General features: G+C 60.5%; 13 protein-coding genes and 1 other RNA gene. 3 read left to right on the top strand and 11 right to left on the bottom strand.

Annotation, left to right across the window (positions count from 1 at the left end; genetic code table 11):
• Positions 1 to 159 precede the first annotated feature (159 nt).
• Positions 160 to 1527 carry an exonuclease domain-containing protein gene (locus AB1Z34_RS10695; protein WP_367158334.1) on the top strand — a complete coding sequence of 456 codons (1368 nt, stop codon included), beginning with the start codon at positions 160 to 162 and terminating at the stop codon, positions 1525 to 1527.
• A 59-nt stretch (positions 1528 to 1586) separates the two neighbouring features.
• On the opposite strand, the gene AB1Z34_RS10690 is transcribed toward AB1Z34_RS10695, so the two are convergent.
• Genes AB1Z34_RS10690 through AB1Z34_RS10675 form a run of 4 tightly spaced genes read right to left on the bottom strand, consistent with a single transcriptional unit; the run spans position 1587 to position 3880 of the window.
• Complete coding sequence (locus tag AB1Z34_RS10690) at positions 1587 to 2033, bottom strand: DCC1-like thiol-disulfide oxidoreductase family protein (RefSeq protein ID WP_049190150.1); 447 nt, start codon at positions 2031 to 2033, stop codon at positions 1587 to 1589.
• Positions 2030 to 2626 (bottom strand): hypothetical protein, encoded by a 597-nt coding sequence (locus AB1Z34_RS10685; protein ID WP_367158333.1) that lies wholly within the window; start codon positions 2624 to 2626, stop codon positions 2030 to 2032. Before AB1Z34_RS10685 ends, AB1Z34_RS10690 begins: the two co-directional genes overlap by 4 nt.
• Positions 2627 to 2629: 3 nt before the next feature.
• Complete coding sequence (locus AB1Z34_RS10680) at positions 2630 to 3529, bottom strand: ImmA/IrrE family metallo-endopeptidase (protein WP_049190155.1); 900 nt, start codon at positions 3527 to 3529, stop codon at positions 2630 to 2632.
• A gap of 12 nt (positions 3530 to 3541) precedes the next feature.
• Positions 3542 to 3880 carry a helix-turn-helix transcriptional regulator gene (locus AB1Z34_RS10675; RefSeq protein ID WP_049190157.1) on the bottom strand — a complete coding sequence of 113 codons (339 nt, stop codon included), beginning with the start codon at positions 3878 to 3880 and terminating at the stop codon, positions 3542 to 3544.
• A 289-nt stretch (positions 3881 to 4169) separates the two neighbouring features.
• Between AB1Z34_RS10675 and AB1Z34_RS10670 the strand changes: the two genes are divergently transcribed.
• Both AB1Z34_RS10670 and AB1Z34_RS10665 read left to right on the top strand, forming a co-directional pair.
• Positions 4170 to 5579, top strand: a complete 1410-nt coding sequence (locus AB1Z34_RS10670) for a MurT ligase domain-containing protein (RefSeq protein WP_224783813.1) — start codon at positions 4170 to 4172, stop codon at positions 5577 to 5579.
• Positions 5580 to 6392, top strand: a complete 813-nt coding sequence (locus AB1Z34_RS10665) for a type 1 glutamine amidotransferase (RefSeq protein ID WP_367158332.1) — start codon at positions 5580 to 5582, stop codon at positions 6390 to 6392.
• Between the two features lie 33 nt (positions 6393 to 6425).
• Here the strand turns inward: AB1Z34_RS10665 and recR are convergent, their stop codons facing one another.
• The 7 genes from recR to ffs all read right to left on the bottom strand — a co-directional run bounded on the left by recR (position 6426) and on the right by ffs (position 14612).
• Positions 6426 to 7052, bottom strand: coding sequence for a recombination mediator RecR (gene recR, locus AB1Z34_RS10660; protein WP_367158331.1), 627 nt, complete (start codon positions 7050 to 7052; stop codon positions 6426 to 6428).
• Between the two features lie 37 nt (positions 7053 to 7089).
• The gene (locus AB1Z34_RS10655) at positions 7090 to 7413 is read right to left on the bottom strand and encodes a YbaB/EbfC family nucleoid-associated protein (protein ID WP_005511884.1); all 324 of its coding nucleotides are present in this window, start codon (positions 7411 to 7413) and stop codon (positions 7090 to 7092) included.
• Between the two features lie 114 nt (positions 7414 to 7527).
• Positions 7528 to 10542 (bottom strand): DNA polymerase III subunit gamma and tau, encoded by a 3015-nt coding sequence (locus AB1Z34_RS10650; RefSeq protein WP_187400619.1) that lies wholly within the window; start codon positions 10540 to 10542, stop codon positions 7528 to 7530.
• Positions 10543 to 10572: 30 nt separating this feature from the next.
• Positions 10573 to 11298, bottom strand: coding sequence for a suppressor of fused domain protein (locus AB1Z34_RS10645; RefSeq protein ID WP_187400620.1), 726 nt, complete (start codon positions 11296 to 11298; stop codon positions 10573 to 10575).
• Positions 11299 to 11332: 34 nt separating this feature from the next.
• The gene (locus AB1Z34_RS10640; RefSeq protein WP_187400622.1) at positions 11333 to 12604 is read right to left on the bottom strand and encodes an aminotransferase class I/II-fold pyridoxal phosphate-dependent enzyme; all 1272 of its coding nucleotides are present in this window, start codon (positions 12602 to 12604) and stop codon (positions 11333 to 11335) included.
• Positions 12605 to 12730: 126 nt separating this feature from the next.
• Positions 12731 to 14200 carry a SulP family inorganic anion transporter gene (locus AB1Z34_RS10635; protein ID WP_147722227.1) on the bottom strand — a complete coding sequence of 490 codons (1470 nt, stop codon included), beginning with the start codon at positions 14198 to 14200 and terminating at the stop codon, positions 12731 to 12733.
• Positions 14201 to 14517: 317 nt separating this feature from the next.
• Positions 14518 to 14612: signal recognition particle sRNA small type (gene ffs, locus AB1Z34_RS10630), an RNA gene on the bottom strand.
• Positions 14613 to 14957: the final 345 nt, after the last annotated feature.

Genomic DNA, 14957 nt, shown 5'->3' with positions numbered 1-14957 from the left:
CAATCGGTTTGATGGCACTGTATTTCGTTCGGCGGGTTTGCTTCACTACTTCTCCTGGTCGAAAGTGGTGATGCATTCACCGCCTGAACCTACCGTGCTCAAAGTGTCATAAACCTAGTCACTTTCTCCGCGGGTGAGCGCACCCGCTAGTCTTGAGGCATGACTGAATCGGCGCGCGAGGAGCGCAAAGCGACTGGGACCTCTTCTCAGACGAAGAGGCGGCGGCGGAATCGTCGCCGTTCTCAACGCGCGTCGGCAGCGGGCGCGAAAACACCACCAACAGCACCGGCTTCCACCACAACGGACGCAGCCACGACCAACGCAGCTACGCCGGCCTCAACCACCACCGACGCGGCTACGACCAACGCAGCTACACCGGCCTCAACCGCAACCGGCGCGAGTACCGCTGGCACACCCACACCGACCACAACCACACCGGCCACAGCCGAGACCGCCGCAACAAAGGCCGCTGACGAGCACAAACAGTTCTCGTCGGCGGAGGAAGCTCCTTACGCAATCGTGTCCATCCAGGCCACGGGCATCCATCCCAAGACGTCTCGGCTGGTCAGCCTGGGAGTGTCCACCGCCGACAGTAGCGGCAACATCGTGGACACCTGGCATGTCGTCATCAATCCCACCGAGGATCCCGGCCCGACACACCTCCACGGCCTCGAGCCCGCGGACTTCGAGGGGGCACCGAAATTCGGGGTGATCCAGGCCAAGCTCGCGCACGCGCTCGATGGGCGCACGTTGGTTGCTCATAATGCGCCGCTGGTCTGGGGTTTTATAGTTGCCGAGGCCAAGAGGGCCCGTCGTCAAGCGAATCGTGAGCGGTCCGCGCGGAATAAGCGGGGGCGTCGTCGTACGCGCACTCGCGTCGCGAGAATTCCGGCGCCCGCACGGATTGCCGATACGTTGGAAACGGCGCGTCGCCAGGGCAAACGGCTTGACGACGCACGCCTGCGCGCCGTCGCGCGCGCCTATGGCCTCGATGTGCCTTCGCCCGAGGCATCGATTGCTGGCATCTCGGTGCCGGAGCGAGTGCGGACGTTGGATGACGTCACCACCACGCTTGCGCTGTTCCGCGCACAGGGCGGGCTCGATGCGGGCGCAACCCTGAACATGTACACGCCCGACCAGCTGCGCGAAGACATTGTGGGTCTGCAGCGCTCGGCAGTGCGTGTCGACGCGATGGAGGCGCCGCGCCCCGTGGAGAACCCCGGCCGCTATACGCCGGGGCGGAAGCTCGCGGAGGGCATGGAGTTCGTCGTGGCGCCAGAGGTGTCGCTGGACCCGGATGAGCTGATTGCGGCGGGCGTGCGGGCTGGGCTGGCCTACTCGGAGAAGGTCACGCGAGAGTCATCGGTGCTGGTGTGTAACCGACCTGCGGATGTGACTCCGGATCAACTGACGGGCAAGGCCATGCATGCCCACCGGAAGGACATTCCGATCGTTTCCGATGAGGCATTCTTGCGACTGGTCGGAGAGATGTCGCCGGCCGCTGTGAAGGACGAGGCTAACGGCTGACTCGGTGGCTGCTCATTGGGTAATTGCAGTGGCACTGGGGCAACGGGCCTGCCGGATAGTCATCTTGTGGAGTCTAGTTTGCAGGCGTTAAGCCCCAGGACCGCGCTGATTCTGTGACGGTTGGAAGCGACAACCTTATAGATAAAGCTCCACAGTTTTGTCAGTGGCGGGAAGAGCAGGAATGTGCCCGCACATCGGAATAGTGCCTTGGTGCCGCCCTCACGCAAGGCGATACCTATCGCCTCGTGGCCGTACCGAAATTCTCGGCCGCTCTTAGCACCAGGTTCACCGACTGCTGCTTCGGCTGGGATTGTGGCGACCGCCGGGGTTGGAAGCATGGCGACCGCCTCAGCTGAGATGTGTTGACGAACTTCCTCTGGCAAGGACTGGTCTTCGGGACTAGCACCAATCATGCGGACACCACTGAGTTTGGCCAGAAGGGTCACGCTTGCCTCGCAGAACCCACAATCGCGGTCGTAGTAGAAAGTGATGTCAGGGTTCATCATTTTTCGGCGGCCTTTTTATACAGACTCTTGCCATTAAGTTTGGTGTGCTCAAAATTGACTAGGACATCAAATTTCTGGAGGTCTTCCCAAATTTCCTTGGCTTGCCCGCGCGACCCAATAGAGCCCGACTTCACGCATTGCAATAGCACGTGCTCGGTACTGAAAATGTATCCAGCTTCTTGCTTCCGCGCTAGCTCACAGGCATCACCATCATCCATGATGAGCGCAGTGGCTACGCCCTTACCCTGATCTTTCGCATAAAGACAATGGGCGATAGCGATGTACTCTCCCAGGTGTTTAGCTTTGCCCCCTTGAAAGGTATAGCCAGGACCAGAATAGAGGCGAACATAGGGATAAAGTTTTTTGTGGTCATCGTCGAGAACTTCGACATTCGGGTGCCCCAGAAACCAATCCCAGTGTCTCTTTCCGCAGTTGAAGCGCCGTTTATCCAATTTGCGTTCGACTTCATTTTTGACTGCTCCTGGAATGCTGATGGTCTTCTTGCCTGCGAAGTCGAGCAAATACTGGTGATTCTTCGAACATACGAAATTAAGAAGTACGCTTGTATCAGCTATTAGGAGGTAACCAGCCATCGTTTATTGGGCGCTTTCTGAACTATCGGGACCATCGCCGAAGAAAGCGTCTAGTTCCGCGAAGGGATCTGCTTCCGTGTCAGCCGCATCCTGATTCTGCACATTCGCATCATGCCTCAATGGCGGTAACTGTGACTGCGATGCACTTATCAGCTCCTTCACCTCATCGACACTGCTCATTTCAGCAAAAGCAATGCTGGGAAGGTCGACTATCCCCTGTTCGTAAGCGCGATATACGTCTTTCACCAACCGCGCTGATGGTTGCACTAGTTCGGAGACCTTTACCGCGCGGTCATAGTCAGCTTTCCAGCCATACCGGGCAGCCAGCGTGGGAGCTGATACACCTTTCAGTTCTTCCGATTGCCCTTCGCTAATGAGGTCTGCGCGCCTCATCTGAATAAGTGCGACTCGCGGCGAAATTTGATACTTGCGAACGACATGGGACAACGCAGCAAGGACGTCACCTCCACCGATAAGCTCGCCGAGGTTCTGGTCTGTTTTCAACCCATCAGTTGGGCAGAGCACATTACGAGCGAAGGCATCAGCACGAACTTCCTGATAATCACGCTTGCCACAGGCGTATATTCCAGGCTCAGAGTGCTCATCATCTGCAACGATTTTCGAGGACTCGAAATCATTGGAAACAAAATGCCCAATTTCATGCGCAACGGTAAACCGCTGACGGTAAGGAACGGATGACTTCGCAATTCCAATGACTGTCGCTCCCGTCACGGGGTCACGCAAAGCAAGTGCATCAACATTGGCTGGTAAATCCAGAATCATAAAATCTGCATTAACCAACTGCATAAAGCCAGCGATGTCGGCGATTGGATCATTTCCTAGGGTGTGCTTCTTGCGGAACTCTATAGCAAGGTCGAGCCCCTCCTTGCTCGCACTGCACATGGGGAACCCTCCTTAATTTTGAGTTAGCAGCACTCGAAGCTGCAGGTAAGGCAAAAGCATCTCCCGCGCTCCCTTAACACTCGCGCCATCCTGTGAAGTGCGGGCCACGGCCTGCACACGCTGGCTGACCGGGTTTTCCTCCACAAGTTCATCCAACGGCACGCCAAGAGCCCACGCAAGCGCCATAACCTGCTCAAGTGAGTAAGTCGCCTTGCCATTTTCCAGGCGACTGACTGCAGATTGCGACACCACACCATCGGTGGCGTCAGCCAAATCACGTGTGGTCATGCCACGATTTGTGCGCAACTGATGCAAGCGCGCGCCGAAGAAGTTGCTTTCTGTATTAGCCATACCTCTTCCCCCTTATCTGCTAGTGGACAGTATAGGGCAACACATGAATCAAAACAATAATTCTTTGATTCAGTGCTTGAATTCGATTCCTCAAATACGCTTTCTCACCTCGGTAATCTCCTTCCTCTCTTCCGCCGCATGACCGCCTAATCCCCGAAGATCAACATGATCGCAATCACCTCAAAGTTCAGATTTCAAGGCTCCGCAGGGAGACCTCCCACAAATCCCATCAGGCCTCACAGGCCTGCTTCTTAGGCCTAGCCCTTTCGTGCGCGTAATATTTACACACATGACAAATGGCACCTCTCCGCAATCGCATTCCGCTGATAGCGCGGATGCCAGCCCGCACGGTACTGCTTCGAGTGGCTCCCGCGACTCGAATAGTTCTCGTGGCCTGCGCGGCACCGGCGCCCGCCTGCGCGCCGGCCTCGCCACATCCGCCGCTCACGCCGCCACCTGGGCCTCCCGGAAGTCCGGTCGCGGCGCGGGTGGCATGATTGGTGGCCTAATTGCGCAGAAGATTGACCCGCGCATTCTGGCTTCCCTCGGCAAGGGACGCCCGGCCGCGATCATCACTGGCACCAACGGCAAGTCCACCACCACCCGTATGTTCGCGGCCGCCATGCGCGCCGCTGGCCACAACGTGGCCACCAACGAGGGCGGCGACAACATGGACGCGGGTATTATCTCCGCGCTGCTCGCCACTCCCGATGCGGACAGCCTGGTCCTGGAGGTCGATGAGCTGCACGTCCCGCACATCGCAGAGGATCTGAAACCGCAGGTCCTGGTGCTGCTGAACCTTTCCCGCGACCAGCTCGACCGCGTCGGCGAGATCAACAAGATTGAGGCCACACTCCGCGCTGCGGTGGATGCGAACCCGCAGGCGACGGTCATCGCCAACTGCGACGACCCACTCATCGCGTCGGCTGCCTGGGACGCCAAGAAGGTTATTTGGGTCTCCGCGGGCGGTGGCTGGACCAACGATGCCACCTCTTCCCCACGCACCGGCGGCCCCATCATCCAGGACGGCCACAACTGGTACGCCGTGAAGCCACTCCCGGACGGCTCGGAGTTCAAGCGGCCAGAGCCGGACTACCGCATCACTGCGGAGGGAGTCATCACGCCTGCCGGCGACACCCTGCCGATGAACCTCACGCTGCCGGGCAATGCCAACCGCGGCAACGCCACCTTGGCGATTGCGGGCGCTGTCGATATGGGCGCGGACCTGGAGAAATCCCTCCGGGCCACCGAGACCGTCGACAACGTTGCGGGCCGCTACTCCACCATGGTTGTGCGGGATGACAAGGGCGCCGAGAAGCACGTGCGCATGCTGTTGGCCAAGAACCCGGCCGGCTGGCAGGAGGCGCTGTCCATGGTCGACCGCACCGCAGATGCAGTGGTCATCGCAGTCAACGGTCACGTCGCTGACGGCGAGGATCTGTCCTGGCTGTGGGATGTCCGCTTCGAGGACTTCGACGGCATGGATGTGCTGTCCGCGGGCGAACGCGGAACTGACCTCGCGGTGCGGTTGCTGTATGCGGGCATCGATGCGAGGTTGGTCGCAAATCCGCTGCAGGCGATCCGGTCGTGTGAGGCGCGGGGGTCGTCGTCAAGCGTCACCCGAGTTGAGGTGCTGGCGAACTACACCGCCTTCCGCGATTTGAAGCGCGACATCGAACGAGCACAGGAGGAAAAGTAAATGAGCGAGCTGTCTATCGGCCTGATCCTCCCGGACGTGCTGGGCACCTACGGCGATGACGGAAATGCGCTGGTGCTGCGGCAACGCGCGCGGATGCGTGGGATTGACGCCGAGATTGTCCCGATCAAGCTGGGCGATGCCGTCCCCACCGACCTGGATATCTACACCGTCGGCGGCGGCGAGGACGTCGCACAAACCATCGCGGTGGAGCATCTGATCAATGACGGCGGCATCAAAAAGGCAGCCGAGGCCGGGAAGCAGATCCTCGCGATTTGCGCGGGCTTCCAGATCTTCGGCAATTCCTTCCGCGCGGGCGGACGCGACGTCGCAGGTCTCGGCCTTGTCGACTGCACCACCGATTCACTCGAGTCGCGCGCGATCGGCGAAATCTGCACGCTCGTCGATCCCACGAACGGTTTGCTTGACGACGTCGACGCCAGCCCACTGACTGGCTTCGAAAACCACATGGGTCGCACGACTCTGGGTGCCGATGCGAAGCCCCTTGGTCGGGTTGTCCGTGGTGTGGGCAATACCGGCCCGGAAGTGGAGCAGGCGGACTCCGGGATTGCTCCGGGAGTGGACGTTTCTGCACTCACACCGACCGGTGACGCCGAAGGCGCGGTGCAGGGCTCGATTATCTGTACCTACCTGCACGGACCTGTGTTGGCTCGCAATCCGCAGCTGGCTGATCTTTTGCTGGCCCGCGCTACCAACCAGGACCTGTCGAGCCTGGCTCCGCTAGACCTCGAGGTTGTGGATAAGCTGCGCGAAGAACGCATCCTGTCCAAGCCGCGTCCGAAGAGCGAGCGCTAGTTTTGTAGTTTCGCGCGCGGCCGGTTGGCGAGCCTAGACCTTCAGCCGGCCCGTCAGCGCGCGGGACAGGGTGAGTTCATCGACGAACTCCAAGTCACCACCGAGCGGCATGCCGGAGGCCAACCGAGTGACCTCGAGATCCGGGAAGTCCCGCAGCAGCCGGGCCAAATAGGTCGCGGTTGCTTCGCCCTCGGTGTTGGGGTCAGTCGCGATGATGACCTCGTGGATTTCTGGGGGTTGGGTCTCGTCGACGTCGTCAAGCACGCCTGCGATACGTTGCAGCAGCGTGCGGATATTGAGCTCGTTCGGACCGATGCCGCCGAGCGGATCGAGCGCCCCGCCGATCACGTGGTAGCGACCGTTGTACTCCCCCGTGCGCTCGATGGCCTGGATATCGCGCGCCTCTTCCACGACGCACACCAAACCGCGGTCGCGACGTGTGTCCGAGCAGTACTGGCACACGTCGGTTTCCGAAATATTGCCGCAGACCCGGCAGAATTGCACACCCTCGCGCACCCGACCAAGCGCGGATTGGAGCCGGCCGATGTCCTCCGGCTCCGCCTTCATCAGGTAGAAAGCGATACGCTGAGCTGACTTCGGGCCGATGCCCGGCAGGCGCGAGAACTCATCAATGAGATCTTGGAGTGGTCCTTCGAACAATGATAATTACCTACAAATACTGGTCTGAAACGCTAATTTAGAAACCGAGGCCACCGAGACCGTCGAAGCCCTGGGACAGCGGGCCCATCTTCTGCTCCGCCAGCGACTGCACCTTAGCGGTAGCGTCCTGGAAAGCAGCGAGAACCAGGTCCTGCAGCCCGTCGACGTCCTCCGGGTCAACGACCTTCGGATCAATGGCGATGTCCGTGACCTCGCCCGAGCCCTGCATAGTCACCTTGACCAGACCGCCGCCGGCCTCACCGACGATGGTGGAAGCGACGATCTCCTGCTGAGCTGCCTGCAGCTGTGCCTGCATCTGCTGTGCCTGCTGCAGAATTGCGTTCATATCTGGCTGAGTCATAACTAATGTTCCTAACTATTGTGCTCTTTACGTGCTGATTTGTAGTTACGCGCACGCTTCTAAGGCTCATCGCCCATGCTTTACGACGCGCATCGCCGCCCCATTCTAACGGCTCTAGCGGTCTTCTAGCGGTTTGGCTCCCAGCTCCTTTTCCAGCATCTCCATGACCACGTCCTTTAGCGAGCGGTGATCGAGAGACCCGACCTCGTTCGCGGCCTCGAAGTACTCGGAGGTGTCCTCTTCGTAGTTGTTGTCCTGCGGGGTTTGGGGAACCGGGTTGTAGTTGGTGTTGGCGTTGGAGTTGTAGTTGGACGGGTTGCGCGAACCGTAGCTCTCTGCGCCCTCTGCGCCCTCTGGTGGAGCGAACTCCTCCATCGGCTCTGGTGGCAGTGGGACGCCGCCGAAGCCCGAATCCTGATTGGCCTGGGCCTGAGCGTTCGCTTGGGCATTGGCCTGTGCGTTTGCCTGTGCCGCGCGCAGGAATGACTGCGGCTGGTTTGGCTGCTGCGGCTGTTGCTGGGCCGGGTTCGGGTTCGGTTGAGCTGGCTGGCTTGGTTGGCTTGGCTGATGTGGCTGTGCCGGCTGGTCGTGACCTGCCTGCTGTCCCATCGCAGCACGCTTGGCGGCTTCGATTTTGGCACGGCGCTCAACAACGGATGCGTATGCCGACGACCGCTGCGGGCGCGGTGCTGGCTCTGACTGCGTCTGCTGTTCCTGCTGTACCTGCTGCTCAGATGTCTCTGGTTGCGCTGGTGCTGCGGGTGTCGGTGCAGGGGCGGTGTCGTTCGGCGAGGACGAACCTCTTGACGACGAATCATCCTCCCCGGAACCACCACCAGTAGCTGTTGAACGCGGTGCGCGCGGGCGCGTACCGACGACACAGTGCACCTGGCCGTTGAAGCCCGTCACCTGCTTCACGGCAGTGGATAGTGCCTGAGCGTAATCAGGCGTATTGAGCCTGGTAGCGAGCGCTCCTGTGCTGTGTCCAATGACGAGCGTGTCGTTTTCGACATCGAGCGGTACCGCCTGCTCGGCCAGCACGCGAATGGGGAACGCATGCTGTCCGTCGACAGCCGCAAGGATGTCCTGCCAGTGCTCGCGGATTTTCTCGATACCGGCGGGTGCAGGTTCGGGCTCCGGCTGTGGTGTTGGTTCCGGTTGCGGTTGCGGTGCTGGCTCTGGTGCTTGCTGAACTTGCGGTGCCGGCTGCGATTCCGGTTCCGGCTTGTGAACAGGCTGCTCGGGCTGTGGGGCCTGAGTTGGCTGTGTCGACTCGGCTGATTGAGCTGGCTGGACTGGCTGCTCAGGCTGTGGCGCCTGAGTTGGCCGTTCAGAGTGGGTTGGCGAGGCAGAGACAACTGGCTCCTCCTCGACAATCGACATCGAGCCGCCTTCCCCCTCACGCTCGCGAGTCTGCTGCTCACGCTCTTGCGCAAGCTGCGCCCGAGTCTGCTGCTCGCTGATGCGGGCATGCTCCGCCATCTTCCGACGGAACTCACGAATCTTCTCTGCCTGAGCTTCTTCCTCGGACATCGGCTGCTCAGCCGATTCAGGCTGCTGCGGTTGTTCGGCCTGCTGAGACTGTTCAACTGATTCGGCCGGCGTAGCCTGCGTAGGCTGTTCAGGCTGCGTAGGCTGTTCAGCGGTCGCAGTAGATGCTTCTGGTGCAGGCTGCGGCTCAGTTACCGACTCCTGCGACACCGGTGCCGCTGGTGCAGACTGCTGCTGAACAGGTTCCGGCTGAGCCTGAGGCTGCGACGCCGCCTGCCCAGCACGACTGCCCTGGGCCTGCGCCCCCTTCTTACGCTGGGCATTCCGCTGGCGCCATGCCTCACGAGCCGACTGGCCAGACTGCATCGGCGAAGCATCGGTCTCAGCCGCACCCGACCCCGGCGCCGCGGCGGAAGACACCGGTGCCGCTGCGGGGGTTGCGGCCCCCGAGCCGTCGGCAAGCGCGGGCCTGCCGTGTTCCAACGCCTCTACGCGCTGCAGCAGCGACTCCACGGAGTCTTCGGTGGCGGGCAGGAGCATGCGCGCGCACAGGACCTCGAGAAGCAGGCGCGGCGAAGTCACGCCGCGGAAGTGACGCAGGCCGTCAGAGAGCACCTGCGTGAAGCGCGTCAGGGTAGCCGGGGGAATTGTCCCGGCCTGCTCCAGGACACCGTCGATTTGGCTCTCCGGAATCTCCACCAAGCCCTGCTCCAGCGCATTCGGCACTGCGGACAGCACCAGCAAATCACGCACCCGGCCAAGCAGATCCGAGGCAAACCGAGCCGGATCCTGGCCCGACATAATCACACGCCCGACCACGCTAAACATGGCCGCGCGATCGCCTGCCGCCAGCGCCTCAATCGCATCCGTGATGATCACGCTGTCAGTGACACCGAGAATGGCCGCAGAAGTTTCATAATCCACACCATCGGTGCCGGAACCGGCAATGAGCTGATCCATAACCGACAGCGAGTCACGCGGCGAACCGCCACCGGCCTGGATGACCAGCGGATACACGTCCGGCTCTACCCGCACACCCTCGGCCGTGACCACACGCTCAAGCAGCCCGCGCATATCCGGCGGAGTCAACAACCGGAACGGGTAGTGGTGCGTACGCGAACGAATCGTTGGCAGCACACGCTCCGGCTCCGTGGTCGCAAAAATGAAGATGAGATGCTCCGGCGGCTCCTCCACAATCTTCAACAGCGCATTGAAACCCGAGGCGGTAATCATATGCGCCTCGTCAATAATGAAGATGCGGTAGCGCGACTCCGCCGGCTGGAAGATAGCCTTTTCCCGCAGCTCACGCATATCTTCCACACCGTTGTGGGAAGCCGCATCCAGCTCAATAACGTCCAAATTGCCCGGACCACCCGGCGCCAACGCACGACACGACGCACACTGGCCACACGGCGTCGCCGTCGGCCCCTCCGCACAGTTCAAACTGCGCGCCATAATGCGCGCCGACGAAGTCTTGCCACAGCCACGCGGCCCGGAGAACAAATACGCATGGTTAATGCGGTTGGGACGCCCCTGCGCATCACGAGATTCCAACGCCGCCGACAGCGGGTCAGTTACGTGCCGCTGCCCCACCACTTCGGCGAACGATGCCGGACGATACTTCCTATACAGAGCCACGTGCTCAGCCTACCTTCCACCCCGGACCGGCTAGTTCGAACCCTCCTGGGAAACAACCGAATCACGGCACCAATCCCGCAGGTCAGCATCCACTTCGGCCAACTTCTGCATCAACGCCTGCGGACCCTGCTGCTCATAAAACACCAGCTCCGCATCCGTAATTGGCACCAGCTGCGTCATCGTGGTCATGCGCCCCTGCGGCGACTCCACATCGCCCTCATGCAGGCTGATTTTGCCCGGCATCTCGGACACATTCGGCACCCCGTCGCTCCACACATACGGCACCGTGCACAGCACGTGTGCCACGGTAAAGGCCGCGCTTGACGACGACTCCCCTACCTCGGCCACCTGATCGGCAGCCAGCCGCACCGCATTCGGAATAACACGGCCCGGAATTGGCGACAGGAACTCCGGTTCTTCCTCCACCAGCGCTCCCGCGGCCGCGACCATGGTGGCCACGGGAAAATCAGCGTATGCGACGGAGAAGAGCTCCACGCGGATATCCGTCTTTGCTGCGCCGGTCAGACCACAGTAGTTGCGGCCCAACTCCACGGTGGCGGCTGCCGTTTCCGGACGACGCTCGTTCGCTTGGCCGTCCGGCCCGTCGTAAAGCGAGAACTCAGCGACCCGAAGCGGAGCCGAATCGTGTTCCTGCCCGTGCCGACCACTGGCCGGCAGCTCCGTCACATACTCGCTGACCTGGGGTTCTGCGGGGAAAAGCCCGGAGATCCAAAACTTCGTCTCTTCGAAGTTCATATAGTCCTATCCCGACCTACCTGGCTTACTTGGCCTACGCAGTCGCCTTCTCAGCGGCGGCGAGCAGCACACAGGTAGCGACGCCATCCATAGCAACCTCGAGCTCCTCCATCGGAGGCAGCGACGGTGCCAGGCGGATATTGCGATCATTCGGATCCTGCTTCAGCGGGAAGGAAGAACCAGAACCGGTCAGCGCAATGCCAGCCTCCTTAGCCAGCTCCACCACGCGACGAGCAGTGCCATCAACCACGTCGAGGTTGATGAAGTAACCGCCGGCCGGCTTCGACCACTCTGCCACGCCGTACTCCGTCAGGCGCTCATCTAGAATCTGAAGAACCTTCTCAAACTTCGGAGCCAGCGAACCTGCATGACGGCGCATCTGCTCGCGCACACCCTCCGCGTCACCGAAGAACTTGGCGTGAGCCAGCTGGTTGACCTTGTTCGGGCCAATGCCGCGGATACCAGCGTGCTTGAGGTAATCCTCCAAGTTGGCGTCCGAGGAAGCGTAGAAAGCAATGCCAGCGCCTGCGAAGGTGATCTTCGAAGTCGAGCCGAAAGCCCACACGCGGTTCGGGTTACCGGCCTCTTCCGCCCACTTAATGACGTTGTGAATCTCCGGGAACTCATCCGTCAGCGTGTGAACCATGTAGGCGTTATCCCACATCAGACGGAAATCCGGAGCGGCGGTCTCCATTTCAACCAGACGGCGGCAGACCTCAGCGCTGTAGGTCACACCCGTCGGGTTGGAGAACATCGGGACATTCCACATGCCCTTAATCTGCGGGTCGGAGGCAACCAGCTTCTCCACGACATCCATATCCGGACCGTCTTCGTTCAACGGCACCTGAATCATTTCAATGCCGAAGTGCTGCGTAATGGAAAAGTGCCGGTCATACCCCGGAACCGGGCACAGCCACTTCAGCACCGGCTCCTCGTTCCACGGGCGCTCCGAGTCGACGTTGCCGAACTGCATGGCCCACGAAATCAGGTCAAACTGGATGTTCAGGCTGGAAGCATCCTGCGCCAGGACGTTTTCCACCGGCAGATCCAGCAGTTCCGCCCAGATAGCGCGGATATCAGTAATGCCTTTGGCGTTGCCGTAATTGCGGACGTCCTCCCCAGAAGCCGAAATGTAATCCGGCGCTGGGAGACCCAGCAGGGCGTTTGCGAAATCAAGCTGCTCCGACGACGGCTTACCACGAGTCAAATTCAGTGCGAGATTACGGGACTTCAGTTCCTCATATGCCTTCGCAAACTCATCCTTGTGTGCCGCCAACTGCTGAACATCGAAGGAATCCACGGCCATGGTGTACGCACCCTCCCAGGTATCGGACATAAGTTAAAACCTGACAAAACTGGCACGGAAAGCTTTTTTCCCCGCGCCGCATCCGGCTTTGCAACCAAGTGTAAGGCATACCCCGGATTGGGATTTCTACAACTTCCCCGACAGCGCATCCAGACGCTGCTTACTCGGCCCCTCCAAGCCGATAATTTCTACCTCTTTGCCCCGGTCAGCAAACTTGACCCGCACCGAATCCAGCGCCGCCACCGTGGAGGCATCCCAAATCTCAGCCTCCGACATATCGATGACAATCCGCTGCGCAGGATCGGTGTAGTCGAATTGGTACACCAGGTCGTTACTGGAGGCGAAGAACAACTGACCCCGCACCTTGTACGTCCGGGAGTGGGCGCTGGAGTCGTCGTCAAGCACGTCAATCCTGACCAGATGAGCGACACGGCGCGCGAACATCAGCGACGCCACGACCACGCCCGAAATCACGCCGATGGCGAGGTTATCCGTCGCCAGCGTGGCGATGACCGTCACCAGCATCACCGCCGTCTCCGAACGCGGCATCAGGCGCAACGTCCGCGGGGAAATCGAGCGCCAATCGACCGTGTCCACCGACACCACGACCATCACCGCAACCAGCGCCGCCATCGGAATCACTCCAACTGCAGAACTGAGCAGAAGGACCAGAATGAGCAGGAAGACACCGGAAAAGAGCGTCGTCAAGCGAGTGCGTCCCGACGATTCCTTCACACCCACCATCGTCTGACCAATCATCGCGCAGCCAGCGATACCGCCGAAGAAACCGCCCGCGATGTTCGCCACACCCAGCCCCCACGTCTCGCGGGTCTTGTCCGAATGCGTGTCGGTGATGTCGTCCACGAGCTTCGCCGTCATCAGCGATTCCATGATGCCGACAATCGCCACGCCCACCGAATACGGCGCAATCAGCTGCAGAGTCTCCCAGGTCAGGGGCACATTCGGGATCAGCAGCTGCGGGAGGGATTCCGGGAGCTCGCCCATATCGCTCACGTTCGGCACGCGCCAATCCGCCACCACCGCAACAAGCGTGACGACGAGCACAGTCACCAGCGGAGCCGGAATCGCGGTGAACACGCGGGGCAGGAACACCATAATCGCAATGCCCAGAGCGACCAGCGGATACACCAACCACGGCACATCGATGAGATGCTCCAGCTGTGCGGTGAAGATGAGGATACCCAGCGCGTTGACAAAGCCAATCATGACCGCGCGCGGAATGAAACGCTGCAGCTTAGCGATACCCAGCGCCGCAAAAGCAATCTGCAACACACCCGCGAGCAGCACCGTTGGAATGAGGTAATCCATCCCGTACGTCCGCGACAACGGCGCGACGACGAGCGCAACCGAACCAGCGGCAGCAGTAATCATGGCCGGGCGACCACCCGTAAAGGCAATCACGATGGCCATAATCACCGAGCTAAACAGCCCCACCGCCGGGTCCACGCCCGCCAAGATGGAAAACGAAATCACCTCGGGGATTAGCGCGAACGACACCGCCGCCCCGGCCAGCAGCTCGGTGCGCAGGCGCTTCGGTGAAGAAACTGCGAACCGGAAGGAGTCCCACACGCCCATTGGGGCTGGGGTTTCTCGAGTTTCGGGTGGTTCTGGTGTTTCTAGCGGTTCTCGTGTTGTCTGTGGTGGCACTCGCGTGTCGTCTGCATCGCTCATGCACAGTATTCTTCCAGACCAGCGAACGCGACCACTTGTGGCCAAGGTATTCACCTATCGATGCGCTGCAGCGTGGCCATAAGTGAATAGCTCATCGATAGGTGAAATGGCCTGGCCAATATCGCGGGGATAAGTGCCGAAAAACATCGATAGATCACAGGAAACCGCCGACAAGTGCCCGAAACCTGGCCATAAGTGCCAGAAGAACGCCGGGGATAAAAAAAAGGGGACCCCACGCACCCGTCAGAGCTCGCTGACCCTTGCTGCATTCCTGCCCTGGGGGAGTTCACGAGATGGACGCCACATGGGATCCGTGAAGACAGCCTACTACAGGCCCACGCAAAAAGTCACACTGCTAGCGCTCGCCGCACCGTTCAGCGAAGAACTGCCACACTAATCAGGGCGTTGCCACCACGGATTCGTCACCAGTTTCGTGACAGCATCCATGACAGCATCCATGACAGTTCCCCGCCTCCCCGCAGCCCCCGGCATACACTGCAAATCCGGGTTAAGTAAAGAAAAGTGTGTCCGCATGCCACCATAACCCCAGACCACACACCACAAACCACCAAAGAATAGCTCCCCGAAAGCTATTACCCACACCATCCCGCACCTCCGGCCACATTTGTGCTAACCGCACACCGGTTGGATTAAAGGATGA

It is taken from the genome of Corynebacterium sp. 045007 (genome assembly GCF_040743205.1).
GTDB classification, from domain to species: domain Bacteria; phylum Actinomycetota; class Actinomycetes; order Mycobacteriales; family Mycobacteriaceae; genus Corynebacterium; species Corynebacterium jeikeium_D.
Note: the sequence above shows the minus strand (reverse complement) of the source record. Positions and strands in the feature narration are given on the sequence as shown.